At 24.9% G+C, this 26,612-nt stretch carries 29 protein-coding genes and 7 tRNA genes; 20 read left to right on the top strand and 16 right to left on the bottom strand.

Annotation, left to right across the window (positions count from 1 at the left end; all coding sequences use genetic code 11):
• Positions 1 to 67 precede the first annotated feature (67 nt).
• A complete protein-coding gene (locus CRU91_RS02540; RefSeq protein WP_113893087.1) occupies positions 68 to 274 on the bottom strand; it encodes a hypothetical protein in 207 nt (68 codons plus the stop codon).
• Positions 275 to 559: 285 nt separating this feature from the next.
• Between CRU91_RS02540 and ribH the strand changes: the two genes are divergently transcribed.
• From ribH to CRU91_RS02475, 13 genes are all read left to right on the top strand, one after another.
• The gene (ribH, locus tag CRU91_RS02535; RefSeq protein WP_113893085.1) at positions 560 to 1,030 is read left to right on the top strand and encodes a 6,7-dimethyl-8-ribityllumazine synthase; all 471 of its coding nucleotides are present in this window, start codon (positions 560 to 562) and stop codon (positions 1,028 to 1,030) included.
• Between the two features lies 1 nt (position 1,031).
• Positions 1,032 to 1,427 carry a transcription antitermination factor NusB gene (gene nusB / locus CRU91_RS02530; protein ID WP_113893083.1) on the top strand — a complete coding sequence of 132 codons (396 nt, stop codon included), beginning with the start codon at positions 1,032 to 1,034 and terminating at the stop codon, positions 1,425 to 1,427.
• Between the two features lies 1 nt (position 1,428).
• Positions 1,429 to 2,127 (top strand): orotidine-5'-phosphate decarboxylase, encoded by a 699-nt coding sequence (pyrF, locus tag CRU91_RS02525; protein ID WP_113893081.1) that lies wholly within the window; start codon positions 1,429 to 1,431, stop codon positions 2,125 to 2,127.
• 79 nt (positions 2,128 to 2,206) lie between these two features.
• Positions 2,207 to 2,297, top strand: a tRNA-Ser gene (locus CRU91_RS02520).
• Positions 2,298 to 2,299: 2 nt separating this feature from the next.
• Positions 2,300 to 2,376, top strand: a tRNA-Ile gene (locus CRU91_RS02515).
• 69 nt (positions 2,377 to 2,445) lie between these two features.
• Positions 2,446 to 2,522: transfer RNA gene (locus CRU91_RS02510), tRNA-Gly, on the top strand.
• A 30-nt stretch (positions 2,523 to 2,552) separates the two neighbouring features.
• Positions 2,553 to 2,629 (top strand) — tRNA-Met (locus CRU91_RS02505).
• A 14-nt stretch (positions 2,630 to 2,643) separates the two neighbouring features.
• Positions 2,644 to 2,720: transfer RNA gene (locus CRU91_RS02500), tRNA-Met, on the top strand.
• 17 nt (positions 2,721 to 2,737) lie between these two features.
• Positions 2,738 to 2,814, top strand: a tRNA-Thr gene (locus CRU91_RS02495).
• A 20-nt stretch (positions 2,815 to 2,834) separates the two neighbouring features.
• A tRNA-Gln gene (locus CRU91_RS02490) sits at positions 2,835 to 2,909 on the top strand.
• 469 nt (positions 2,910 to 3,378) lie between these two features.
• Positions 3,379 to 3,570, top strand: coding sequence for a hypothetical protein (locus CRU91_RS12185; RefSeq protein WP_222718371.1), 192 nt, complete (start codon positions 3,379 to 3,381; stop codon positions 3,568 to 3,570).
• 395 nt (positions 3,571 to 3,965) lie between these two features.
• Entirely contained in the window at positions 3,966 to 4,646 is a 681-nt protein-coding gene (locus CRU91_RS02480) for a response regulator transcription factor (protein ID WP_113893077.1), read from the top strand.
• A 56-nt stretch (positions 4,647 to 4,702) separates the two neighbouring features.
• Positions 4,703 to 6,508: a sensor histidine kinase gene (locus CRU91_RS02475; protein WP_222718370.1), complete on the top strand. Its 1,806-nt coding sequence runs from the start codon at positions 4,703 to 4,705 to the stop codon at positions 6,506 to 6,508.
• Between the two features lie 208 nt (positions 6,509 to 6,716).
• On the opposite strand, the gene CRU91_RS02470 is transcribed toward CRU91_RS02475, so the two are convergent.
• The 6 genes from CRU91_RS02470 to CRU91_RS02450 all read right to left on the bottom strand — a co-directional run bounded on the left by CRU91_RS02470 (position 6,717) and on the right by CRU91_RS02450 (position 15,139).
• Positions 6,717 to 7,394 (bottom strand): DarT1-associated NADAR antitoxin family protein, encoded by a 678-nt coding sequence (locus CRU91_RS02470; protein WP_113893073.1) that lies wholly within the window; start codon positions 7,392 to 7,394, stop codon positions 6,717 to 6,719.
• 6 nt (positions 7,395 to 7,400) lie between these two features.
• Positions 7,401 to 8,171: a DarT ssDNA thymidine ADP-ribosyltransferase family protein gene (locus CRU91_RS02465; protein ID WP_113893043.1), complete on the bottom strand. Its 771-nt coding sequence runs from the start codon at positions 8,169 to 8,171 to the stop codon at positions 7,401 to 7,403.
• A 19-nt stretch (positions 8,172 to 8,190) separates the two neighbouring features.
• Positions 8,191 to 8,316, bottom strand: coding sequence for a hypothetical protein (locus tag CRU91_RS12455; protein WP_257118674.1), 126 nt, complete (start codon positions 8,314 to 8,316; stop codon positions 8,191 to 8,193).
• Between the two features lie 104 nt (positions 8,317 to 8,420).
• Positions 8,421 to 9,878, bottom strand: a complete 1,458-nt coding sequence (locus tag CRU91_RS02460; protein WP_113893041.1) for a hypothetical protein — start codon at positions 9,876 to 9,878, stop codon at positions 8,421 to 8,423.
• Between the two features lie 42 nt (positions 9,879 to 9,920).
• The gene (locus CRU91_RS02455) at positions 9,921 to 13,106 is read right to left on the bottom strand and encodes a DEAD/DEAH box helicase (RefSeq protein WP_113893038.1); all 3,186 of its coding nucleotides are present in this window, start codon (positions 13,104 to 13,106) and stop codon (positions 9,921 to 9,923) included.
• A 128-nt stretch (positions 13,107 to 13,234) separates the two neighbouring features.
• Positions 13,235 to 15,139, bottom strand: a complete 1,905-nt coding sequence (locus CRU91_RS02450) for a hypothetical protein (protein ID WP_113893036.1) — start codon at positions 15,137 to 15,139, stop codon at positions 13,235 to 13,237.
• 260 nt (positions 15,140 to 15,399) lie between these two features.
• Between CRU91_RS02450 and CRU91_RS02445 the strand changes: the two genes are divergently transcribed.
• The 3 genes from CRU91_RS02445 to CRU91_RS02435 all read left to right on the top strand — a co-directional run bounded on the left by CRU91_RS02445 (position 15,400) and on the right by CRU91_RS02435 (position 16,348).
• Positions 15,400 to 15,717 carry a hypothetical protein gene (locus CRU91_RS02445; protein WP_113893034.1) on the top strand — a complete coding sequence of 106 codons (318 nt, stop codon included), beginning with the start codon at positions 15,400 to 15,402 and terminating at the stop codon, positions 15,715 to 15,717.
• A gap of 121 nt (positions 15,718 to 15,838) precedes the next feature.
• Positions 15,839 to 16,072, top strand: coding sequence for a type II toxin-antitoxin system RelB/DinJ family antitoxin (locus CRU91_RS02440; protein WP_105912557.1), 234 nt, complete (start codon positions 15,839 to 15,841; stop codon positions 16,070 to 16,072).
• A gap of 3 nt (positions 16,073 to 16,075) precedes the next feature.
• The gene (locus CRU91_RS02435; RefSeq protein WP_113893032.1) at positions 16,076 to 16,348 is read left to right on the top strand and encodes a type II toxin-antitoxin system YafQ family toxin; all 273 of its coding nucleotides are present in this window, start codon (positions 16,076 to 16,078) and stop codon (positions 16,346 to 16,348) included.
• Between the two features lie 35 nt (positions 16,349 to 16,383).
• Here the strand turns inward: CRU91_RS02435 and CRU91_RS02430 are convergent, their stop codons facing one another.
• The 9 genes from CRU91_RS02430 to CRU91_RS02390 all read right to left on the bottom strand — a co-directional run bounded on the left by CRU91_RS02430 (position 16,384) and on the right by CRU91_RS02390 (position 23,178).
• Complete coding sequence (locus tag CRU91_RS02430; RefSeq protein WP_113893030.1) at positions 16,384 to 16,605, bottom strand: hypothetical protein; 222 nt, start codon at positions 16,603 to 16,605, stop codon at positions 16,384 to 16,386.
• A gap of 88 nt (positions 16,606 to 16,693) precedes the next feature.
• Complete coding sequence (locus CRU91_RS02425) at positions 16,694 to 16,957, bottom strand: hypothetical protein (RefSeq protein ID WP_113893028.1); 264 nt, start codon at positions 16,955 to 16,957, stop codon at positions 16,694 to 16,696.
• Position 16,958: 1 nt separating this feature from the next.
• Complete coding sequence (locus CRU91_RS02420; protein ID WP_113893026.1) at positions 16,959 to 17,486, bottom strand: hypothetical protein; 528 nt, start codon at positions 17,484 to 17,486, stop codon at positions 16,959 to 16,961.
• Positions 17,487 to 17,544: 58 nt separating this feature from the next.
• A complete protein-coding gene (locus CRU91_RS02415) occupies positions 17,545 to 19,998 on the bottom strand; it encodes a glycine zipper family protein (protein WP_113893024.1) in 2,454 nt (817 codons plus the stop codon).
• Positions 19,995 to 20,621, bottom strand: coding sequence for a hypothetical protein (locus tag CRU91_RS02410; RefSeq protein WP_113893022.1), 627 nt, complete (start codon positions 20,619 to 20,621; stop codon positions 19,995 to 19,997). The genes CRU91_RS02415 and CRU91_RS02410 overlap by 4 nt, the downstream gene beginning before the upstream one ends.
• Positions 20,618 to 21,304, bottom strand: coding sequence for a hypothetical protein (locus tag CRU91_RS02405; RefSeq protein WP_113893020.1), 687 nt, complete (start codon positions 21,302 to 21,304; stop codon positions 20,618 to 20,620). The genes CRU91_RS02410 and CRU91_RS02405 overlap by 4 nt, the downstream gene beginning before the upstream one ends.
• Positions 21,305 to 21,312: 8 nt before the next feature.
• The gene (locus tag CRU91_RS02400; RefSeq protein ID WP_113893018.1) at positions 21,313 to 22,122 is read right to left on the bottom strand and encodes a P-loop NTPase family protein; all 810 of its coding nucleotides are present in this window, start codon (positions 22,120 to 22,122) and stop codon (positions 21,313 to 21,315) included.
• 142 nt (positions 22,123 to 22,264) lie between these two features.
• Complete coding sequence (locus CRU91_RS02395) at positions 22,265 to 22,834, bottom strand: phage replisome organizer N-terminal domain-containing protein (RefSeq protein WP_113893016.1); 570 nt, start codon at positions 22,832 to 22,834, stop codon at positions 22,265 to 22,267.
• Between the two features lie 155 nt (positions 22,835 to 22,989).
• A complete protein-coding gene (locus tag CRU91_RS02390; RefSeq protein WP_113893014.1) occupies positions 22,990 to 23,178 on the bottom strand; it encodes a helix-turn-helix transcriptional regulator in 189 nt (62 codons plus the stop codon).
• A 169-nt stretch (positions 23,179 to 23,347) separates the two neighbouring features.
• Between CRU91_RS02390 and CRU91_RS02385 the strand changes: the two genes are divergently transcribed.
• The 4 genes from CRU91_RS02385 (at position 23,348) to CRU91_RS02370 (ending at position 26,573) form a co-directional block, all read left to right on the top strand.
• Positions 23,348 to 24,106, top strand: a complete 759-nt coding sequence (locus CRU91_RS02385; RefSeq protein WP_113893012.1) for a hypothetical protein — start codon at positions 23,348 to 23,350, stop codon at positions 24,104 to 24,106.
• A 170-nt stretch (positions 24,107 to 24,276) separates the two neighbouring features.
• Positions 24,277 to 24,471 (top strand): hypothetical protein, encoded by a 195-nt coding sequence (locus tag CRU91_RS02380; protein ID WP_113893010.1) that lies wholly within the window; start codon positions 24,277 to 24,279, stop codon positions 24,469 to 24,471.
• A gap of 474 nt (positions 24,472 to 24,945) precedes the next feature.
• Positions 24,946 to 25,848: an RNA-dependent RNA polymerase family protein gene (locus CRU91_RS02375; RefSeq protein ID WP_113893008.1), complete on the top strand. Its 903-nt coding sequence runs from the start codon at positions 24,946 to 24,948 to the stop codon at positions 25,846 to 25,848.
• 20 nt (positions 25,849 to 25,868) lie between these two features.
• The gene (locus tag CRU91_RS02370) at positions 25,869 to 26,573 is read left to right on the top strand and encodes a hypothetical protein (RefSeq protein ID WP_113893006.1); all 705 of its coding nucleotides are present in this window, start codon (positions 25,869 to 25,871) and stop codon (positions 26,571 to 26,573) included.
• The last annotated feature ends 39 nt before the right edge of the window (positions 26,574 to 26,612 follow it).

Below are 26,612 nucleotides of genomic sequence, written 5' to 3'. Positions count from 1 at the left end.
TATTATGTAAATTATACTATCTTCTTCGATAGCTTTGAGATTATGTTCTTCTAGTACGCTATTTAGATTACTTAATACTGTACCCCCCCCCGAAACTTAACTTTTCTGAATCTACTATTTTATTCTTCAAATCTTTTGATTTTGAAATATATGTTACATTATATTTCTTTACTATATTCTCTACTGCTTCTTGCAAACTTATCTCTTTTGCATTTAACATTGTTCCACTTAACATCATTGATGCTAAAACTGAAATGAAAATCTTTCTTTTCATCCTAAATCCTTTGTATTAATTTTGAGAATTTGTTTCTCTATATAGTAAGACGATTTAAATGAAAAAAATGGACAAATTTACAGAAAGAATTTTTAAATTTGTTAGTTGAAGTTACTTTTTGTAACAATTTAACAGTATTTATTTTTATATTATTCAAATAAAAAAATAGTTTTTAATAGTACTTTTTTGTATATCATAATCAAAGACATCAAATATTTATACTTTAAACCTTAAGCCCATTTTATGTATAATCACTGCTTATTGAAAACAATCTTGGAGAAATAAATGAAAATAATAGAAGGTGTTTTAAGACTTAAAGGTGATGAAAAAGTTGCTATCATAAATGGTAGATTTAATCACATAATAACTGATAGATTAGTTGAAGGAGCAAGAGATGCTTTCAAAAGACACGGTGGAAATGAAGACAATTTAGATTTGATTTTAGTTCCTGGTGCTTTTGAAATACCATTTGCATTAGAAAAAGCACTATCAAGTGGAAAATATGATGCTGTTTGTTGTGTTGGAGCGGTAATAAGAGGAGCAACTCCTCACTTTGACTATATAAGTGCAGAAGCAACAAAAGGTATAGCGACAGTTGCTTTAAAATATGGAAAACCTGTATCAAATGGTGTTTTGACAACTGATTCAATAGAACAAGCAATTGAAAGAGCTGGTTCAAAAGTTGGAAACAAAGGTGCAGAAGCTATGATTACAATCATTGAAATGTTAGATTTATATAACGAAATGGGAAAATAATTTGGCAACACGAACACAAGCAAGAGAGTCTATAATTGGACTATTGTATGCATACGATTTAGGAAATACTGAGATTTCAAAATTTGTTGATGAACTTTTAGAAGAAAAAAAAATAAGAAATAATCAAAAAGAGTTTGCTTTAAATCTATTCAATGGGACAATTAAAAATTTAAGTACAATTGATGAGCAAATAAAAGCATTTATAACTCAAGGAAGTTTAGAAGACATAGGTTCAGTTGAAAAATCTATATTAAGACTTGCAATTTATGAAATATTATTTGAAGATTTACCAAAAGCGGTTATTATAAATGAAGCTATTGAATTATCAAAAAGATTAGCAAGTGATGGAGCACCAAAATTTGTAAATGCTATTTTAGACCAAGTAAAAAAGGCTTAAAATGACACAAGACATGAAACTTTGTGTATCTTTAGATTTGGAAAGTTCAAAAGAAAATCTAGCTTTAGTAGAAAAAATAAAAGATTTTGATGTATGGTTGAAAGTGGGTTTTAGAACATATTTAAGAGATGGAAAAAAGTTTTTAGAAGATTTAAAAGCTATAAATCCAAATTTTAAAATATTTTTAGATTTAAAGCTATACGATATTCCAAATACTATGGCTGATGCAGCAGAAGATATATCTAAATTTGGAATTGTTGATATGTTTAATGTTCATGCAAGTGCAGGAAGCCATGCTATGAAAACAGTTATGGATAGAATTAGAGATATTCCTAATCGTCCTTTAGTTTTAGCCGTTACAGCTCTTACTTCTTTTGATAATGAAAGTTTTAAAAAAATTTATAATGAAGATATAGATAAAAAAGCAAGAGAATTTGCAAAATCAACATTTGAAGCTGGACTAGATGGAGTTGTTTGCTCTGCTTTTGAAAGTCTTGATATAAAAAATAATACTTCAAGTGAATTTATCACTCTTTGCCCTGGAATTCGTCCTTTTGGAGAAGATAGTGGTGATCAAAAAAGAGTTGCTGATATAAAATTCTCAAAAGATAATGCTGTAGATTTTATTGTAGTTGGAAGACCTATATATAAAAGTGAAAATCCACAAGAAATTGTTAAAAAAATTATAGAAAATATTTAATATCCTTAATTTTTAAGGGTGTTTTAAGTCATAGACTATTATAATTCCCGTCCTGATTTTATTAATATAAAATTAGAACGGACAGTTGGGTGAGTTGGCTGAAACCACCTCCCTGCTAAGGAGACGTACTGGTAACGGTACCGAGGGTTCAAATCCCTCACTGTCCGCCACTGGGTCGTTAGCTCAGCTGGTTAGAGCACTCGGCTCATAACCGAGTGGTCGAAGGTTCGAGTCCTTCACGACCCACCAGCTAAAATATTAAGTTTTATTTAATATTTTTTTAGATAACATTCCAATCCTTTTAAACAAGGATTTTATGCGGGAGTAGCTCAGTTGGCTAGAGCTTCTGCCTTCCAAGCAGACTGTCGCGAGTTCGAGTCTCGTCTCCCGCTCCACTTATCTTGAAGTGGTGTTCTTTTATTTATCGCGGAATAGAGCAGCTAGGTAGCTCGTCGGGCTCATAACCCGAAGGTCATAGGTTCAAATCCTATTTCCGCAACCAATTTCAATTTTTATGTCAAAGTAGCTCAGCTGGCTAGAGCGCTGGTCTCATAAGCCGGAGGTCGAGAGTTCAAGTCTCTCTTTTGACACCATAAAAATAATATAAAGTGCTGGTGTAGCTCAGTTGGCTAGAGCAGCTGATTTGTAATCAGCAGGTCGGGGGTTCGACTCCCTTCACCAGCTCCACTTTATTTACTTAATCCTTCTGGGGTATCGCCAAGCGGTAAGGCAACGGTTTTTGGTACCGTCACTCGAAGGTTCGAATCCTTCTACCCCATCCACAAATAAATTATTTTTTTAAATCAACATAAAATTTTAACTACTTTTTATAATAATTTTTATAGAATTTACTCCCTAATTTATGAAAAAGGCTTTGATATAAAAAAGATTATATTTTCAGTTATTATTCTATCAAGTTTACTAGAAGCTTTAGATATTGATTATTTCACAGGTATAAATTTAAAAAAAACTCAAGCAAAAATCTCACATAATTTAGATATATATATCCCAACACAATTTGGAACAATAGTACAAAATGAACAAAAAGATCAATCCATACAAGACACCTCTCCTGAACTAAAAATTGGAGTAATTCTTAATAATCAATTTAGGGTTTATTTATCTGCTATTGAATATAAAACAGAACTTTTTAAACTAAAGCTTGTTACTGGAAATTATGAATATCTTATTCCAATTAATGATAACTTTAGATTCTTTACAGGATTTCATTTAGGAACTTTTAAAGATAATATGGTCTATGGGCTCCAAATTGGAAGTATTTATGATATTACAAAAAATATTGAATTTGAAATTGGTGGAGTATATTCAAAATACAGAAAAGATGTAAAAATAGAAGGAGAAAAGTTCGGATATAGCTATTCAAATAGAATAAAAGTAAAAAACTCTAGCTCTATTTATACAGGGTTTAATTTCAAATTTTAATTTACTTTTGCAAAAACTTTACTTACTAATAATTCATCATGAAACATTTATTTACAGTTAGTAATAGACTTTTTATTACCTACAACTTTATCCAAAATTACTTTTTCTAATAATTTGATATAAATATCTTTCTAATTTATATAAGCCTTGTAAATTAATTGGTTTATATTTAATATTATACTTATAACTATTCAACCAAGGATATAATAAAAGTTTGAAGCTAACACACGAAATATCAATCCACATTTTAAGATACAAGATATATTTTTTTAGACTAATCGAAACTTATTATATTTTATACTTTACAAGTCGTATTAAAGTCAATCAAAATATATATTTGAGAATTTTTGGTTATAATTTTTCCAAGCTATAAAAATTTAACACAAGGGGCATTTTTGATAGAATTAAAAAATTTTAATATTTTATTTGTGGAAGATGATTTAGAGATACAAACAAATATGAATAGGATATTAAATATTATATTTAACAAAGTTTTTATAGCAAATAATGGTATAGAAGCTTTGGAGGTTTTTGGAGAGAATATTGTACATTTAATAATCACAGATTATGAGATGCCCAATATGGATGGATATGAATTTTCAAAAAATATTAGAGAATTTAATAAAAGTATTCCAATAGTAATTTTAAGTAACTATACAGATAAAGATAAACTTTTAAAGTGCATCCCCCTAAACCTCACTTCATACTTAGAAAAACCAATAATTTACGAAAATCTTATTAAAGTTTTAATGATATGTGAAAAACAAATTAATGAATCTTCTATCTTTGTATATCAATTAGATAATCAAACTATTTATAATTTTAGAACTAAAGAATTAATACAAAATAAAACTTCTACTAAGCTAACTTCTCTAGAAATAATAGTTTTTGAATATTTGTTAGATAAAAAAAATCAAATCGTATCAAAAGAAGAATTGCTACATATTTTGAACAAAGATAATTACTATGATGATATATCCTTAAAAAATATTATTTATAGATTAAAAAAGAAATTTAAAAACAACTCTTTGATTCTAAATCAAAAAAATTTTGGATATATGTTAAAAATACAATGATAAAAAAATTACTTATATTTATACTATTCTCAAATTTTTTATTTGCAGAAATTATTTTGGAAAATTCATCCTTTAATAAGCTATCTTTAGAACAATATACTAAAGTATTTATAGATGAAAGTTCTAATTTAAGTTTTGAAGATATCAAAAACAAAGAGTTTAAATTTACTTCAAGATTTAATTATACTGCTACGAAATCAGCTTTCTGGAGTTCATTTAGTATCAAATCTATACAAAATATAGAAGTTTATTTTGAAAATATAAAAGCTGGCGTTGATTTAATTGATGTTTACATTGTAAAAGATGGTAACTTATTAAAAAAAGTAGAATTGGGTGATTATAGAGATATCAAAAATAGGGAAATTCAAACAAGAAATAGTGCTTTCTTTTTGAATTTAGAAGAAAATTCAACTTATGACTTTTTTATAAAACATAATTCATATAGTGGTATATCAATTCTTTGGGAAATTTACAATAAATCAACATATAATCAACTTTTAAGTTTTCGTTCTCTTGTTTGGGGTATTTTTATAGGAACTATTTTTATTCTTGCTTTTCACAATCTGTTTATATATTTTTCAACAAAAGAGAAAGCATTTTTATTTTATGTAATTTTCATAATATCTTCTTCAATATATCATTTACTTGTAAATGGTATTTTTTATGAATATATTAGAAATATTGACTTAAATATTTTAAATGGACTTAATTGGATTTTTGCATTCTCAACACTTCTTGCAACTTTACTTTTTCATTTTTCTATATTAAAACCTAAAAAAGGGTCATTAAGTTTTAAATTAATCATCCTTGCAATTTTTAGTACACTTCTTGTTTTGATTTACTATATGTTTTGCTTTAAATATCCAGATATTAGATATAGTGTAAATTATACAAATGTGGTGTCATTTTTTGCTATGTTTATACTTTTATTTACTAGTTTTTTGGCATATAAAGATAATCAAAAAGATGCAAAAATATATTTTGTAATATTAAATATATATGTTCTTATAGCATTTTATATAGTATCTGTTTTGATTGGGAGTTTTGAATATTTCAGTAATTTTTGGTTATTTGTACCAATATTTACTCTTATAGATGTATCTTTATTTGCAGTGATTTTATACTCAAAATTAAGATATATTTATAGCAAGAAAATAGAACAAGAACAGTTTATAGTATCTCAAGCTAGATTTACAAGTCTTGGTAATAATGTTGCAAATATGATACATCAATGGAAAACCCCAATAGCACAAATAGGTTCACAAGTTACACTTCTTGAAACTACATATAACTTTGACAATAAAAACTATTTACAAACTTCAAAAGAAGTTATTCCTCATATAAAAACTAGTATTTTATTTTTAAAAGATACTATGAATGATATATACAATTTTTATAGAAATCCACTTGAAAAAGAGAGTTTTTTTATAAAAGAACAAGTAGATATACTACTTAGAATTCTAAAAAGTGAACTGGAGTTAAATAATATAAAAGTAAATTTAGATATTGAAGATATAGAAATATATAATTATAAAACTAGTTTTTTAAATATTATTATGATTTTACTTGAAAATGCTATATTTCAACTAAAAAACTTTAAAGAAAAAGATAGAAAAATCATAATAGTTGCAGAAAATTTGACTGATGGCAAAATAAGAGTATTAGTTGAAGATAATGGTGGAGGAATTCCAATAGAATATTTAGATTCTATATTTAGTTTAAACTTTAGTACAAAAAATAAATCAGGAAGTGGTATTGGTCTATCTTTAGCAAAAACTTTGGTAGAAACAAGATTAAATGCTCAAATAGAAGTAGCAAATAGTGTTAAAGGTGCCAAATTTACAATAATAATGAGTAAATAAAAGATGAAGTTAAATCGATATCTTTAAATTATTAGTCATAAATAATAAGCCCTATAAAAAGAGCTTATTTGAGTTAGTTTTTAGTTTTTTGGAAGTAGTTTTACAGGAACCATCTGGAATTAAAGTTATCTATATTTAAACTATAGAATAGCCATTTTATACAGATAGTTTATATCTATACCTGAAAAAATACCTTGAAATACTTACATCACAAACTGAATAATTCACCCTGCTTTAGTTGTCTTTTATATATTATTTCAATAAATCTTTTTTTTGAACTCATAGCTTCATCATATAAATCTCTCTTTAATAAAGAAACAATTATTGCACATGTTCTAGCTTGACAATTTATAGATTTTGCAGGATTGAATTCAATATCTGTAAAAGCTTGATATTTATATAATTTTTTTAAAAAATCTTTATGTGGATATAAAGCTTTAATATATAACCAATCATAAAAAGCACTTTTAGGTTCTAATTCCCATTCTTCATCTTCAAATCTAAATCCAATTAACTCTCCAGAAGAATTTAATTTATGAAATCTTTTTGCTTCAATACTTGTTTTTGTATAAATTTCAGGATATTGTTTATTCCCTTTAAAAACTTTACTTCCCTGAAATGCACATTCTACACTTATTTTTCCATAATTCATAGTTTCAATTTCAAGACTAAATGCACTAAGTCTTTGTCCTAAAAGTTCTGAAGACTTTGAAGAAACTTCTAAAAGTTTTTCATAACCTTTTTCATAAGCCTTTTTATGTAAAGATTCTATACTCTTTTGTTTTTGAGAAATTGCGAAACCTGAAAACCAATTAAAATCTATATTTTCTTCAATAAATAACTGATTCCCATTTATATTAGGAATAAAAATAGGTCTCCTCGCCATTATAATTTAACTCCAATGTTCATGATCTTTTCTTCCATAAAAAAATGCTTTATAATAGTGAAAGAAATTAGTCTTATTATATCTTTTTGTGTATTCATTTGCTCTTTCTTGAGATTGAAATACAACACCCATAATATTATCAACTTCAATTGTATCAAAAACTAATATTTCTGCTTGAGGATTAGTAGGACAATTATCTGGAATAGCTAAAACATTTCTTGGAGGTTTATTTTCTATTTCATCAAATAGTTTTATAAAAGCTTGTAAACCTCTTCTTTGATTAATAGGAATTGATGTTACGGAATTACTTGCAGCATTTTCAACACAAAATGCACAATCTTTATTCCAAAGAACATCTTTTTTTATTCCAATAACACACCATTCTGTTCCAGGATTATTCATTCTAAGAGAATAAAACATTTTATAATTAGGATGACCAATAGAACAACATAAAGCATTTTTACAATTATCATATCTATGTTCATCATTAAAAATCGAATTAGTTCCTGTTCTTTCTAATTCATCTCGAGGAATTAATCCACTAGATAAAATTGAATCTAAATTTTCAATTCTTGTAAAATGTATAATGTACTCTATTCCTCTTTGATTAACAAAGTTTTCCAATATTTCATCTCCTTTATTAAAGTTATACGATAATATTATCCTATTATCATTAATTTTGTTATATTCTTTGATAGCCATAATAAGATTTCTTTTAGATATTCTGCAAATTTTAGATATTTTTTCTATATCATTCTCAGTAATAAATATTTTCATGCTTCACTTCTATATAGTTTTAATCTTTTCTAAACTTACTAACCAGATTCAATAAATCTTCTTCAGTAGAAGTCATATAATTTTTTGAATTTTCCAATTTACTTATTTTATCAAACTGTTTTATATTTTTAGTCTCTTTTTCCATGACTTGTTTATCATTTTTATTAGTTCTCTTTTCTCTAAATTGTTATTTTAATTAACTGAATAAATTTCTGTCTACTATCTTGGGGTCATTCCAAATAGCTGCCATTAAATTTTTCTCCTATCTTGTTTTTTTTGAAAATCATTTAAATAGTTTTTTAATTCATTTTCCATTCTCTCCTTAAAAAGTCTAAAAATTGAACAACGATGATTGTGGCTTTTATGTAATTTAAATCTTTTTACTTTTAATGAATCAATATTTGGATATTTATTTCTAAAAGAAATTATATAATCAGTAAATTCTTTGTTCTGATTTACTGTATTACTAGCAGATTGATAAGCTCTATTTTCTTTCTCATCTATAATAACTATCTGTACAGAATGGAGTTTAATATAAGAACTAAAAAATTTATTATCTTCTGTCAAAAAAATTGGCATACCAATATCTGCTATAAAAGGTTTTCCATTAATAGTTCTCAATGGGCGAACTAAAAAATCTTGATTCATTGAATATAAGTATATGTCCCATGTAATATTGTATGCTTTTTCAATAATTTTATCATAGTCCCAACTTTTATCAAAATTGAAAAATTTATTTATTTCTAGCTCAGATTCTTTTGTAAAATAAATATATGCAAAATGTAATACTTGTATTAATTGTTGACCATTCAAAAACATATTTTTTAGAATATTATGTATTTTATCTTCAAGTGAATTTTTTTTACCTTTAAATTTTTCAATTACAATTTGTAATACGTAACCATATATTAAATCAAATGTATTCAAGATATAGTTAATTTCTATTTTTTTCTTTGAATCGAAGAAAATAGTATTATGAGGTAATTTTATTATTTCAACATCACGCTTTTCAAAAAAGTTGTTAAAATAGAAAAGTTTATTTTCAAAATATTCTTCAAATGATTTATAACCATTAGCATATAGATATTTTATATCAAATCTGACTTCTTCTGTTTCTTTAAAATGTTCAATATCTATATGATTTATGATTTCAAAATTTCTTAGTTTTTTTTCTCTTGTTTGTTGTTCTTTTTCATAATCAACCTTATTCTCTTTATATTTTTTTAGATATTGTTTTTTATAAGGGTTAATATGATCTTCAAGGATATAAGGAAAAAAGTTCATATCTATATTATGTTTGATTTTTAAATTGATAAATTCATTAATTTGTCCCATACTATAAAACCTATCAATAAAGTTCATTGCATTACTATCAATTGATACCGTAAAATCAATAACTGGTGGATTAAATTTTTTATTTTTTGATAAATATATGATATTCGAAAAATCTAACCATTGATGATTAGTTGTAATTGTTAGTTTCCCATCTATAAATTCTTTTTTATGAAGTAAATTATCTATATTCAAATTAAAATATTGTTTACTATTATCATTTGTTCCTATAACTAAACTATATCGTTCTAATTGTGGATATCTTTTTATATTATTTTCATAAACATTTTCTATATCTAAACATTTAGCATCATTTTCTATAACTTCTTGTAAATCTTCTAAAAGATAATTTAATTCAGGTATAGCTTCAAACATTTACTTTCCCTTTGTACTTTTTAACTATTATTTTTAAATAAATTAATCGTTGAAATAACAACATAGTTTAGTTTCTGTCATTTCAATAACAGTTGAATATATTGAACCTAGAAAGTCTTTCATTTCTTGATTTAGACTTGATTTTTCAACCCCAGGCTGAGCTATAGCAAATTCAAATTCTACATTACAATATTTAAGTGCTTTTTTTATTTCAGCAACATCAACTATATCTCCATGATAAAATCTTTTTCCTGCTAATACACCTGTAGCATTTCTTCTTTCTAAATGTTTTAATAATTCCTCAGGTTTCCATTTATAACGTAAAGAAACTACTGCTTGACCACAAACTTCATATAAATCTGATAATCTTGCACCTGACTTTTCTTTTGAGTATTTACAATGTATCATTTCAAAACGTATTAATTCATCTTCTTTAAAGATTCCTACAATATCAGCAGATTCGCCTGAATTATCATCATTAAATACTATATTTGCTCCTCTATCAATTAATTTTTTCATCATATATTCTTGAATAGAATTTTCTCTTGTATCTTTGCCTTTGTAAAAAGATTCTACTTTGTAATCAACATTTTCCCAATCAAGAGTTTTTATTTGTTCATCAGGAATTGTTAAAATACTTGATTCACTATAATCTGTATGAATTGAACCTGCTATTGTACAGCCATTTAATAAAAACATTGTTGGTGGATTTTCTTGAAAAAATTGTTTTAAAGGAATAGGATTAGATTTTAAACCTTCTACTGTAATTTTACTATTATCTAAACCTATAATACTATGTCCATTTTCTCCACCTAATACAATTGAAAAAAGTATAGATTCATCAAAAATATTTAATATAAAATCAGCTCTAGAGCTATCAGTATTATTACATTTTAATATTCCTTCTGAAAGCATAAAAGAATTTTTACTAGGCATTTCAAATGTTAGTTTATGTATTCTATCATAGAGCTCTTCTGACCAATCAGTAGCTAAAATATGAATACCTTTTGGATATTCTTCTAATTGTATCTTTTTAGCAGAATCTTTTAACAATTGTTCAGTATCTATATTATTATTAGTTATTAGTTTCCCTATTTTTAAACACCACTCTTTCCATTCTTTTAAATCTCCCACACGTGCAGGACTCCACATTTTCCCTTTAACAGAAGCTCCAATACTAACTGGAAATCCATCACGAAAACCAATTCCTACAAAATCTGACTTTTTAACTTTACTTCCTTCTCTCCATTTATTCAATTCTATTGTAACATCTGCTCCACTTAAACGTGAATAACGATGTAAATGATTTGCTGGTTTAAATATTCCTGCATGAACTAAGCTAAGACGTTTTATTGAGTCGAATGAACGAAAAACAACATCTCCTGTAACACGTTCACTTGTATTTTCTGAAATTTTTTCTGCAAGTAAATCTATATCAAATCTTTTATCGCTACACCCTATAAATAAAAGTTTTGATGATTCATCATAATGCATAGTTATCAAAGCCCACGTTTGATCTTTTATTCTTGTTGTTCTAACCCATTTAACTTTTTCTCTTTTTTGAATAGTAAAATAAAAAATATTTTCATTAATATTAAAATAAGGTTGAGATAGTGAATGAATATTTAAGTTAAATGCCTCTTTAAAATTATTCCAATTAACTTTTTCTGATTTAAAACAAACACAACTTAAAGCAGGATAAACTAACTTAGGATTTAATTCTATATCAGGAGAGTCAAAACCTGAATAAGGTTCACATCCTTGTAAAAATGTAAGTAAGGATTCAGCCTGTTGTTTTTTTGCATCTGCAATTTCACTTATTATCTTTTCCCATCCCGAACCATCTTGAAATAAATTTTCAAGTTCTAAAGATATATTTTCATCTGCGTAATTAACTACAAAAGAAGCATCTCCTAAATCTTTTTGAGTACGTGTGAATCTACCTATAAATTGTAGCAATACTGCTAATGATTTATGAATACCATGTACTGCAGCAATTTTAAAATCTGGATAATCAAATCCTTCTTTTAACATATCAACAGCAATTATAATATCATATTGACCTTTTTTTATATTTTTAATAACATTTTTTTTATTTTTTGTTCCAGAATGAATAAGTATTATTCTTTCATTTGGAAACCATTCTTGATAATCTTGAAGCAATTTTTCTGCATGAGAACGTTCATCTGTACGAACCATCATACGATGTCTAGTAAAACCTTTTTTTCTATCATCTAATAATCTTTCCATGGCGGCATCAGCTATTGCTTTATCTTTTTTTCTAGGATTACGTTCATTTACTGTAACTAAAGATATTTTAGAAAAACATTCATCTTCTAGTGCTTTTGTTAGAGGATAGTTATAAACTATCTTTCCTTCAATAGGTTTTTTATCATTTCTATATGGAGTAGCTGTAAATTGAACAATTTTTGAATTTTTAAATAATTGTTTAATATAGTTCCATTCATTGGCTTTAATATGATGGGCTTCATCAAAGAAAATATGTGAAAATATATCTTTTATTTTTAATTGAATTTCAGATGTTGCTCTTGCGAAAAAAGCAGGGGTTGAAATAATTATATCAGCAGATTTTATATCTTCAATATTTTCATCATTTTCTAATGTTTTATTTAAAATTAATACAGAGGGATTTAAAGTTTCTTTAGTAATAACACCTAGTTTTCTAAGTATTCCCCAAGTAGCATATTTATCAGCTATTTGATTTTTTAATTCTATAGAAGGAACAATAACTAGAGTTCTTGATGCTTTATCTGCAAGAGTAGCTACTAACATAGTTTCAGTTTTACCTGTACCAGTTGGTAAAACTATTGTAGCCACTTCATTAGATAATGACCAATGAGCCATTAAAGAATGGATTGCACCTAATTGGGCATTTCTTAAACCATCTCCTATTTCTCCCACACCATTAATATTTAAACCTTTATACGGTGGATTAGTAACTTTAATATTTTCTACACAACTCTTAATTTCATATGTAATTTTGCCATTGATTTTTTTTAATTCTGCAAGAAAGGAAATACTTAAATTATGAACAAGTTTATAAATGTTATCTTTATAAGGAGTTGCTGTAAAAGACCAATTTCCTGATTCTAAAGCTAGCTGAGATATATTTCCACAGCTTACTCTTTCATTTCTATAAAATAATGGTTTTTTTAATTCTAATGTTTCTTTTGAAATTAAATCTAAGCTTTGTTGGGAATAAATCATACATTTTCCTATTTATTTAAATTTATTAAGAAATTATTACTTTGATTATAGAATGAAAATAATTAATTTTTACATAAAATTGGTTATTTTTTATTTTAATTATATAGTATCCACCTATATTTATAACTTCAACCCAATTTCAAACTTTTTTTTCTATCATCCTCTTCTATAAGCTCTAAAAGACTTTTCCTTGCTTCTTCAATATTTTCATCACTAGTATCAATTATATCTTCATCTTTTGGTTCTTTAGGTATTATATCATCTATTAATTTTGATTTATTTAATTTTTCATAATATAAATTTATTGCCTGTATTTCTCGTTCTGAATAGTTTAATTTAGTTAAGAATTCATATCTATCTTGTAATGACATATTTTCTATTTTTTCTAATATCTGTTTTATAGTTTCATCTTCAAACTCTTTTGATCCTGTAATAGATAGATTTTCTAGTTTTGAACCTTTTGCTGTATATAGTTCTAACATTAGTTTTACTTGTTCTGTCATATCATCTTTTAAAAGTGTAGTATCTTTTGATTTAGTTGCTATTATTGATTTTTCTTTATCTTTAATTGTTAAATCTTTATATTTATGTTTAAACTCTACTTCATTATCTAATTTTTTAATATAGTAGTTTTCTAAGCTAATATTTGGCTCTATTTTATAGATTGTATAAAATATCTTATTGTTGTAAGTTTTTTGTTTTAAAGGTATGTAATCATTGATTTTAGCTTTATAATTTAATAGTTCTGTTTGAATATCTTGTGTTTTTATATCAATATTGTTTTTATATGATGTTGTAAGATTTTTATAGTTTAAATCTAGTGAGTTTAAATATACTGTATAGTTTTCATTATTGTTTATAAATGTGAACCCTACTCGCTCTCTTTTACCCTCTACATTTTTAGCTTTAAATTTGATATTTTCATATCCTAAAGTTTGCATTAACTCTAAGAAGTGTTTATCATTTTTAACAACTTTTAAAATTTTTGTTACATCTTCTTTTACATTAAAAGCAAGAGATTTTTTATATTTCTCATTACTAGAATCTTTTGAAGTCATTTTTTTATTTATATCTATATTTACATCAGTAAAATCAAGATCTATTTTTTTAAATACATTTCCTCTTTGCTCTAGCTCTTTAGTAACTACATTATTAAAACCAAAGTTATATTCAATAAAAGCTCTAGCTATTTTATTCTCTCTAATTTTAATTAGCTCTTTAATATCTTTAATATTTCCACTATTTATAGTATCAAGGCTTTTAATTTGATCTTCATTAAAAAATAGAGGGAAATCTTCACTTTTAAGATTTTTACCATCATATATAAAATCAATATTCTGTCTTAAAAGTCTTTGTTTAAAATCTGTCATTCCTTTTATATAATATTGGATATTTTCAGTTCTTTTATAATGTTTTATAAACTCTTGTATATATTTATTTACTTGTCCACTTTGAACTGCATTTAAGAAGTGTTGATCATCTACTCTTTTATTAAACCAAGTAAACTTTGTAGCTTGTTTTTTAGTAATTAAATCTGTATCATTTGATACATTCTCATTAAAATTAAATGTAATGTTATGTTTTAAAGCTACTTCATTTATCATTCTTCTTAAATTTAAATATCCTAGCCCTACTTTTGAACTTTTTCCATATTTATTTTTTAGTTTTTGAGGAATTAATAAATGAAAGTGTGGTTCTACTTCATAGTTTTTTGAATTGATTGAATCACTATCAGTATTATGATAAGCAAATAACATATGAGAGAAATCTAAAGACATTTTTCTTTTTGGTTTTTTAGATCCTTGTGATTCATAAAATATATACTCATACTCTTTTAAATCTTCAAAGAATTTACTCATAACTAAATCTATATCTTTTTGGCTTTTACAATTATGATTAATTATAAGTTGGCTCTTATCTACTGAAAAAGTAAAGTGAATATTTTTATCATCTGCTAGATTAAAATAAGAAGGTAAATTGTTACTAACAAGTGCAGCATGATCTAAAATATGATCCTCTAAATTCCAACTCATTTTATTAATCCTTAGTTGTTTGAAAGTGTGCGAAGCACACTAAAATAAGAAGTATTTTACATAAAACAAGCCCTGCTGTCAAGTAGGGCAATGGCTCATTTATATTAATTTATTTATATTTAACTAATATTTTATAATTTATTATTTATATCTTATATTAATAGATAAGTATTGATTTAGAATTGATATTACTATATAATACCTTAGTATATTTTATATAGAATAGATTATATAAGATAATCTTTTATTTAAGGCAAAAAATGAATATTAATGATTTTATCTCAAACAACAAACCAAGAAGTAAAAAATCTATATTTGATGAGCATTTAGAAGATATAAATAAGCTATTAGATTTAGATTATTCTCAAAAACAAGTAATAGAATATTTAAAAAGTAAATGTAAAAGTAAAGCTGGATTAAGTGAGCAAAATTTATCTTCATATTTAAAAAAATCAAAAAATAAAATTACTAAAAAAGATAAAAATATTAATATAGATAAATCTCAAGATTTAATAAAAAAAGATGGTGAAAAAAAACCTATTGACTTTTTTGCAAATTTAAAGGGTAATAAAAATTAAAATTGTAGAAGTTATATCAGTTATTTGACTTAAAGTAATGAGAATACATAATATTTATTTAATTTATATAATATTGACTTTGTAGCACAAATAGGCTACAATAAATAAAAAAGGATTTAAAATGATGGATGCAACTGTAAGAGCTAGAGTTGATAGTGATTTAAAACAAGAAGCTGAAGCTATTTTTAAAAAATTAGGACTTAATACTTCTCAAGCAATAGTAATGTTTCTAAATATGGTTAAACTAAATAATGGTATTCCTTTTGAGATAAAAATTCCAAATAAAGATACTTTAAAAGCTATGCAAGAAGCTAAAGAGTTTAAAGGTGAAGAGATATCTCTAAAAGATTTATAAAATATGTATAAATTATTTAGAACTAAACAATTTGTAAAAGATTATAGTAAAACAAAATTATCAGATAAGCATTATGAAAAATTTATAAAATTTGTTAGCTTATTACTTGAAGATCTAAAACTTCCAAGTGAAGCTTTAGATCATGAGCTTGTTGGGAATTATATTGCTTTTAGAGAGTGCCATATTAGTGGAGATATGCTTTTAATTTATATCATAGAAGATGGTTATTTAAAACTAACAAGAATAGGCACTCATAACCAGTTATTTAATAACTGATTATGAGTTAATCTAAGCTAATAATCTAGCTTGATTTATGAAATTTTAATACCTTGACTTTTTAATCTTTCATCATGCATTTCAAGTATTTGTTCATCTGTATATTTTGCTTCCAGTTCTTCTATAGTGTTATAGCCTAGTATCCACCAAGCAACATATACAGTTGTGCCATAAGTTACTTTTTCACCTTTATGATAAGCTTCCTCACCATAGATAGTTTTTATAGCTTTTAATCTTTTTTCATTTTTTTCTGACATTTTTGTTTCCTTTTATTTAAGATAGTTTTTTTAGTTTTTATATAGTTAATATTAGAGAAAGCAACTTTAAAAGTAGCTTCCTTTTTAACTATATTTTTGAAAAAGAGATAGTTTTTATAACAAGATAAAGTAATGGAAGTCCTGAAAGAATTTTGATAATTTTTTCATGTTCAAAGTTGTTTTTAAAAATTACTATATTCTTTGATAGTATATCTACAGCTTCACGCATTAGGATTTTATCTTTAGAATCATATAAATTTTTGGCAAGATTTGAAATAATATCTTTTCTAATATTTTTCATATTTGAAATTTCATTTTTTATAAGTTTATTTACATAAATAGTATTGCTCATTTTATTCTCCTTTTTGTAAACAGTAAAGTTCATTAACTAAGATTGCTAAATCTCTTTTATAATTACGGGTTTTAAATATATTAAATTCAATATAAAGCTCAGTACTTCTTGATAAATCTTTAAAATGTTCAATTAGATATAGTTTATTTTTATAATATCTTATAAACAAATATCCAGTTGTATACTCTTTATCTTTCATTGTATTGCAAATGAATAATAAACCATCCATTAGACCACAAGTACTAGGATTAATAGCATTTATTAATCTTCTATCTGGTAGATATACAAATGGCTCTGAGAATTTATAAGTTGCTGAGTTCATCTTTGGAAACATAAAATCTATATCACGAACTACTTCATCTGGAAAATCATGTTTATTTGTTATAAAATCAAATCTATTTGGAATATCTTTTAATTTCATACCTGGATAAGTATCTATAATAAATTCTCCATTTTTAGCAATTATCTCTTCTCTTTGCTCATTGTTTTTTAATACAATTATTTCATCTGTTTTAAAATCTGTTGTCATAATTTAATCCTTTTTTTAAATTTTTATTTATATAAAATACAAGAGTAAATTATTACTCTTATATCTTTTGACCCCAACCAGTGGCATCACTTTTCATACTCTCTATTGCACTATCAAATCTATTAGTTCCTTGAACTTCTAAAATATCAGATACTGTTTCATGTAGTGTTATAATTATTTTATAAATAATAACAGTTGAAAAAACAGCTATTATAATCTCTAAGAAACCATCAAATAAATAGATTTTAAGAGCTCCAAAATCATATAAATCATCTTTTATGGTGATGAGATTGTTATTATTCTCTAACATAAAAATAATCATCTTCTTACCAAATATATCACCTATTGTATGTAGTAGTGAGTTAGCAGATAAGGCTAACCAAACAGACAGTACAAATATTGGTATTTCTACCATTGTTATAAATATCTTCATTGTAAATTTAAAGAATGCTTCTAAGTTTTGTTGAACAAACATCAAAGGCATTAAAAACAGACTTATAAAATGAAATACAAATATTTTAATTAAGATAATTACATATCTTAATAATCCAATAACAATAAGCCCTAAAATTGGAGTAAGTTGTAAAAGATTAGAAGCAACTTCATAAGCTAATTTCATACCTAAAGCACCACCACTAATAGTTCCAATTGTTGCTCCTATAATAGTTCCTAATGGTCCACCTTTACTACCAAATACAGCTCCAATTTTTCCAGAGTTTTCACTTATTACTTGAAAAACTGTTCCAGCACCTGGAACAAATAGATATGGAATTGAACTAAAAAAACTATGTAAAAACTCATCATCTTCACCAGCATCTATATCTCCAGTTTGTGCAATTTGTTTATTTAATTTATCTAGTACTTCACTTCTTTGTGTTTTATACAATCCACCTATATATTCAGTTTGAAGTTTTAAAACAGGTAATCCTAAAACTGATAAAAACCCAAAATCTCTATATAGTTCATATTGATTTGTTAGTAAGCTCTCTATTGCAACTAATTTACGACTATTATCTTGATTAATTAAAATATCTTTTTGCTTACTGTAATCTTCATATAATCTTTTATTACTAACATAGTCATAATAGTTTTTACCACAAGAACTTAAAGAGAAATCAGGATAAATATCTTTGTATTCATTATTTGTAGAAGTTGAATAAGAAGATGTACTTTTTACTTCACCTTTTGGAGCTGGAGAGTAATATATAACTGAAGCATTATTTTTAATCTTACTCATGATGTAAGCCCATTTCTCATTTAATGGAAATGGTTGATTTGGATCTTGTGAATAGTGATGTTTATTGTTTGAATCAAGTAATCCTGAATAGTTGTAAATATCATTAATACAAATACTCCAAAGGTCTTGATTAAATGTTTTTAGTTTTTTATATTGTTCATATCCAGCAATAGTAGATATTCCTTGATCTCTTGTACCTACTCCACTTTTTTTAAGTAAAGAAGATACTTCTGAATCAATAATTACTTTTGCTGCATCATCTGCCCAATTGTTAAATAAAGAATAACCATCTTTTTCAAACTCCTGGTATTTTGTTTTATAAACTTCATATTGAGTATTTCCTTGAGTTTGAGTGTATGTTGTTGGAATGAATAGTAAAACTCCAATAATAGCCATTAATGTATATGGAATTAATCCATCAGGCTTTTGTCGTTTTTCCATTTTTGCAAATACATTTCCTAAAGCTTTCCTTGAAACTCCTGAAACTCCAAAGAGTAAAATTATTAACACATAATAACTCATACTAATATCACCAAGACCTGTATAAACTTTTGAGAAAGTTTCAGCATCAGCTAAAATATATTTTTGATTATCAATATATTCACCACTATTTACATCTTGATAAATTGAACTGAAATTATCTTTTAGTTGAAATGTTCCAGTTGCTTCTGTTTTCTCAAAATCAACTACATCAGTATCAGTTAAAACAGCAGCAGTTAAAAGTTCAGGAACAGTTAAAAAGTCTTTATTATTATTTACATTAATAGAGTTAGATATAGCTTTAACTCTATCTGATAAAGGTTTGAATTGAGCATCTAAACTATTTAAAACAGCAATATTTTCTTTTTCTGCTTTTTCTAAATCTAAAGCATAAGCTTTTTTCATAGTTGGATAAAATACATTAAATAGCCCTATTGGATTATATATATCTCCTTTAACAGCTACCATACAAGTTACAATACCCTCTTTTGGTTTAATATTATAAACTGTAGCAGTATATTTATCTGTAACAAATGAGCATTTTAAACTTTGTCTAATAGATTCTAAACTAATTCCACTATTAGGATTAGTTGCTACATCTCTAATTAAATCATTTCCATTTAAGATAATTCCATTTTTTAATAAAGATTCACTACTCATTAAAATAAGTTCATCATCTCTATATTTAGCCATATTATTATTTTCATAATCTCTTAAAGCTATATCAAAATTTGTTTGAGTAAAAGCAAATAAATTAGAAGTTAAAAATAATAGAAGTAGAGTAAGCTTTTTCATACTTGCTCCCCTACTTCAAACTTTGGTATTTCTAATACTTTTTTTCTTGCTTTTTGAACAAGCTTGTAATCAAATAGCATAAATACAATCACATAAACCAATAAGAACTGTTTTAAAAATGTTCCAAATTCTACAAAATCTAAAGGTTGATCTTGTGCAGAAAGTAAAAATGAATTTAATAACATTAAGAAACAAAATATAAATATAACTGTGTAAATTAATATTCTCATAAACCAGTTGCAATTCCTTAATCTCCACCATTGAAGTTTATTAGCTCTTATATAATTTTCTTTATCTTCTTTTTGTTTTTGATAAGTTTCAATATCGAAGTTAATTAAAGATTCAATAAAGAATAATCCAAACATTAAAACAATTCCTAATATTTTAAAAAACATTAAAAGAGAAATCATTGTTTCTTCCACAAATGGTGAAAAATTGTAATTAATAATGTAATTTGTTGAAATTTTTGTTAAAAAACTAATAAAAAAATAAAAGGCAATATTTGTAGATACATATAAAAACCATCTAAAGTACTTATGTAATGCTTTTATAGTCTTGAATAACAATCTCTGCTTATCGAAGATGTGCAACCATATCAAGCCAATATTTATTAATATTTTCATTTGTTTTCCTTGTTAAAAATTTTGATGATTAACTCATCTCTATCGTTATAACCAGCAAAAAATGTAGATGCTTTATCAATTTGTGCTTTAATGAAATCTTTATCACTATTCATCAATAAAAACACTATATTTTCATCATATTTTTTGATATAGGATAAATGATAAACATAGATTCCTAATCCTCCAATTAATAATCCACTTATAAAAGTTACAAACAAAGTATTCATCCTTAAAAACCTTGATGTAAGGCTTATCTCTTTTTCTAATTTTTCTTTCGCTTTTATAAGAAGATTTCTGATATGTTCCTCTGCTTGTGGGATAGCTTCTTTCAAATTTTGGACATTATTATTTAGGTTTTGGGTTTGAATTTTAAGTTCACTATTTTCTAGCTCAAGTTTATATGAAGCATTATCTATTATGTTTTTTAGATTCTTTTTAAAATCTGACACATCAATATTTTTACTAAACTGAGATATTTGTTTTATCTCAGTTTCTATTTGTTGAAGAGATTTAAAATTCAAATTAAACTCATTAAATTTATAAGTTAAAAATTTTAAATCTTCAACGTGTTTGATATTGCCTTCATTTAATTTTCTTAATTCCGAAATAAATAGTGACTTTTTAAAATCATAATTATCAAGTATCTCTTCAAGCTCTTTTTGATTCATAACTATTTTACTCATAGCAAAACCTATGAAAGTGCTTTTCTAATCGGTTCAAGTTTTTCAATTAAATCAAGAACAAGATTTGAAAATTTAAATTTATTACTATTGGCAGTAAAAACTTCATGTCCTTGTTGACTCCATTGAACTTTATATTCTTGAATATTTTCTCGTAGATCAAGCGATTCAAAGTAAAAATCCAGCATCGCAATCTTATAATGACTCTTTAAAAGTGTATATACAATCGAATTTTCTACAAACAATATTTCATCAATGGCTAAAGCCTCAATGTTGCTATTAATTCCTAGTTCGCTTGAACCAAATATGTTTATGAATTGCTGTTTTATTTTTTCTTCCGTTAGTGAAACACACCTATTTAAAACAAGATAAATCTTTCCAAATTTATCTTGTTGTCTTATGATTTCGATTATTGCTAAAATATTTTCTATTGTTTCAATATCATCATTTGTAGGTATTATATATTGAAGCCCTGTTAAATTAACTTGTTTAAGATGCTTTAATATGAATTTAGAATCATCTGATCCACCTCCATCAATAACATGTATAGTATTCGGATCTGTAAGATTTGAAAACTCTATATCATTAATAGCCATTTCACTTTTATCAAGTTTTATACTCTCATATTTAAGATATTTAGATGAAATATGTTTATTACTTTTATTGTTATTATCTATTTCCCACACAGTTATTTTTTTATCTGGATGATTAAGATACAATGCTGGGGCGATAACCTGCATAGCAACAGTTGTTTTCCCAACCCCACCTTTTGAATTTAAAATGCAAAAGATAGACTTATGATGTGTTTTAATTTCTTTCATTTTAATTTTTCCTTTTTATATTTTATTTATTTTCAAAAGTTTGATTTTTAGGGGCTTTAGCCCCGTTAAAAAATCGAACCAACTACGGGTAAGAAATATCTCTTACCCAATCTATACTATCCCCGTAGTTTTTGGGTATTTGTTACTCTAATACCTTACTATTGCGATTAGCAATATTTAAATCTTCAAGTTTTGATATTTTCATTGATTTTTTTACTTGAGATTTATTCCAATTTTCCCAGAACTCATTTTTTTCTTCTCTATCTCTATTATCTATCTCTATCTCTTGTCGGACATGTCCTTGTTTTTTATTTAAATTGTCAGGACAATTAGAGGACATTGTCTTTTTATTTCTATATTCTCTCTTTTTTTCTGCCCATGAAGTTTCAGAACCCACCATATTTTGGACTTCAATCATAAAAAAAGTACCGTCTTCCCATTTTTCCATTAAACCTAATTCTATAAATGTGTTAATTGCTGTATTAACAGTATCTACATTGCAATTAGTTATTGTGCTTAACATCTCAAGATTGTATGGGATAGCATCCCGAAACCTTAAAGTTCCCTCTGTCTTTAAGCTTTTAAGTAAAAGCTTAAAATAGAAATTTATATAATCTTTACCATTTTTTTGTGATTCGATAATTTTTATCTCATCTCGCTCAAAAAAATCTTCTTTAAGTTTTAACCAATAGTATTTTTTATTTTGGGACATATTTATCCTTTATATTTATATATGTCATTTAATAATCGATAAGCAATTAATATATTTATGTTAGATATAATGCAGTCGATTAAAACCTTTGATTGGGATTTAATTATTCTCTCTCTTTTATTACTCGCCAAAGTTCATTAAAAGAGTGAGTTTATTTATTTTCTTTTTTGTTTCTGCCTCTCAATCCAATCTTTTATTTCTGATGTACTATATAATGGGTATGCAAATCCATTAATTAATATAGGTTTAATAAAATTTCCTTTTTTAATTATTTCGTCTAATTTTGATTCTCCTATACCTATATAATGAAGAATTTCTTTTTTTTGTATCAATTTATCTTCCATTTCTTTCCTTTTAATAGTATTATATCAATACAAATAAACTTATATTGATATAAATTGTATTATTACATTACAAATCTTAATATATAATTAAATAGTATTTATTTAGTACTTTTTAATTACATTTATTGTAATATGTATCTTTAAAATACAAAATAAAGGTTATACTATTATGGTAAATGAAAAAAATATTCTTCAACTTATGTGCTATTCAAGAAATACATATTACGTATGGAAAAGAGAAAAAAGACCAATTATTGAACTTATTGACAAGTATTTCACTAATTATGAAATAGAAGAATTTTTAAAAACTGGAAATATCAGTAAATTTGATAATTTAAATCAATATTCACTTTTATCTTGTATGAACTTTTTAAAAAAATTAAAATTATTGCAAAACTCAGATAGTTTAAATTCAACCTATCATTATGATTATTTTTATTATTTTACAAACTTTATTTTAGACTATATAAAAAATGGATATCAGAATAAAGAGAAACAATGGGAAGGAACAAATGAGTTGCTTTTTTTTAAGAATTATTTTTTAGATTTTTGTATTAATAATCAACCTAATGCTAATAGCCTAAACCCATTTAAAGCTATAGATTTTATATATAATCAAGAAGCTATTAAGCCACAATATATAGATTTAGAATTTAATACAATAAATACTCTAAGAGAATTATCTAATTTTATTAATAATTTTAAACAAGAAGATTTATATTTTTTAAATTTATGTATTCAAGATAATTTTATAACATTGTTAAATTTCTATAAATCTAATGATGCTAATATTTCTAATCTAAAAGCTGATATATTATATTTCTTTAATAATTTAAAAACTAGTCTAGAAAAAGTATTAAATATAAAAATTGATAGTATTGAAAATATAGGAACTTATATCATTCAGTATAAAGAATTAGTGAAGTAGTTAAAAAAGTTTTAATCGTAATATCGAATAACCAAAAAAAAGAAGAATAAAAATAAATTCATTAAATAAAATAAATACTTTTTATATCAGAGGGCAAATAATACCCTCTTCAGAGATTTATACTCTTATAATTATTTATATGTTAATACAAAAAAATTTAAGAGTTAAAAATGCTATTTACAAAATATGATTTTGAAAAATTTAAAAATGATCCTTTTAAATTATTAGAAGAAATAAAACAAAATATAAATAATGGTGACACAAAAATGATTTTCGCAAGAGAACCAGTAACAGAAGATTATCCCAGAGAAGAAGGTATGTTTTTTATCCATAATAAATTTAGAAAAATTAATGATTATATATAAAAATAAATTCACTAGATTAAACATTTATTATTTATTTTATGCTATAATTGCAACGGCTATCACAAATAAGAGGAGATAATCTCCAGTATTTTACTTTAAAGTAAAATCGGAATGTATAAATACATTCAAATTAAATTCAGGGCAGACGATAAGTATATCTAATACAATAAATGCTTATAAATCTAAACTGTATAATGTGCCTAATCATTAAATTAAAGTTATAAAACTTACTCTAATTAAAGTGGCACTTAAAAACCGTTAATAGTACCAAAAACTTACAAAAAAATGTGTGGCACGACTTGTTTTACAAGTGATTTTTTTGATAGGAGGTATTCGATATGAAATTTAAATATAAGTCAAAAAAGACTAAATTTAAATTAAAATTAGGGATTATAGATTATATTTATATATCCTCAGGTGCTACAGCAGTAGTAACAGTTATTAACGGTTTATTTTATAAAAAGAAATTAAAATTTGAATCCTTATAGTTGTACCTTATATAATTGCAAATCACTAAACAAACTAAAATCTTATTTAAATATTGAAGATGATAAATATTTTAAATCTTTAAATGCTAATTTATCAGCAAATCCTTTTAAATTTTTCAGAAAATTTGAGAAAAATGAAAGAGAGTTATTTAGATGTAATAAGAGAATAACCCAAATACATCAGAGATTTATAAAACTCTTTAAGATAGAAGAAAGTGAATATTTAAAATCTGGAATAAAAAAAGAATCTCATATAACAAATGCTTTAGCACATAAAGATAGTAATTTTTTTCTTTTAGTTGATATAAAAGGTTTTTATCCTTCGACAACAAAAGCAAAAATAAAAAAACAATTAATTATGACTTATCAACAATCTAGTAATGTTGCTGAATTTATATCCAATGCTGTCACTGTTCCTCAAGAAAAAGCTAATAATAAAAGAGCTTTAGTGACAGGAAGTGTATTAAGTCAATATTTTGCGTACGTAATAAATAAAAAAATGTTTGATGAATTATATAAATTATCAAAACATAATGATGTAATTTTTACTGTTTATGTTGATGATATTTCTTTCTCCTCAAAAAAAGTTTTAACATATAAATTTCATCAGCAAGTATATAATATTATAAAGAAATATGGTTATACAGTTCATAATGGAAAGGTATATAGAGGTAAGATTAATAATAAATCTAAAATTACAGGTGTGCAAATTACAAAATATGGTTTTAGACTTTTAACAAAACATAAAGATAAAATCAAAGAATTAAAAAATAAAATCGATATAAAATCTAAAAGAAGTTTATTAGGAATGCTTAATTATGCCATTCAAGTTAATCCCAAATATAGAAGATATAAAAATTTATTTAAGAATTATGAAGAGCTCAATTAGAATATCAAAAGGTACACAACATGAATATATATGAAAATATTTATATAGGTAGTTTTATTTACCAATTAGGAATAAAAGTAGGTAAAAATGGACTTGAAAATAAATCTTCAGTTAATTTATTTCAACAAACACCAGCTGATTCTAAATTATCTGATTTAATACAATCTGTAAATGGTACATATTTAATTATTGAATTTAAAAGAGATAGTGCAGATAAAAAAGAAAATAAAAAAGCAAAAAAGTTAGAAGAAGAGCTGAATAAACCTGAAAATATACATTTAATTGAAATATCAGAATCTTGTCATTATATAGGAATTGGAACAATAACAAATGAAGCAACAATAAATTTTTATAAATATTTAAAATATTTTAAAGATAATGAACTATTTGAAATAGATAATTTTATAGATAATTTTTTAAATCATAATGAAAAGCTTAGCTGCAAAGAAATACTTTATGGATATAATAAAGTTGGTATTAATAACTCTCAGAAATTCTTAGAATATATAAAGTTTTTACAAAAGATATATAATTCAGGAATAAAAAGTTCAACAGGCGGAATTATTATTCATAAAGACGAAAATGGAAGACTTTCTATGCTACCAACTGATAATATAGAAAACCTTATAAAAAATATTGATAAAACAATCCATACACTGCAAAATAAAACGCAAGAAAAACCTTTTAAGCCAAAAGATAGAGGACAAGATAAAGAAAGATCTTGATTGAAAATAAATCTGAGATTAATTTCGCAGAAGTACTAA

The sequence above is a fragment of the Aliarcobacter vitoriensis genome, assembly GCF_003316695.1.
GTDB classification, from domain to species: Bacteria; Campylobacterota; Campylobacteria; order Campylobacterales; family Arcobacteraceae; genus Aliarcobacter; species Aliarcobacter vitoriensis.
The sequence above is the reverse complement of the archived record's forward strand: the minus strand, read 5'-3'. Positions and strand labels throughout refer to the sequence as shown.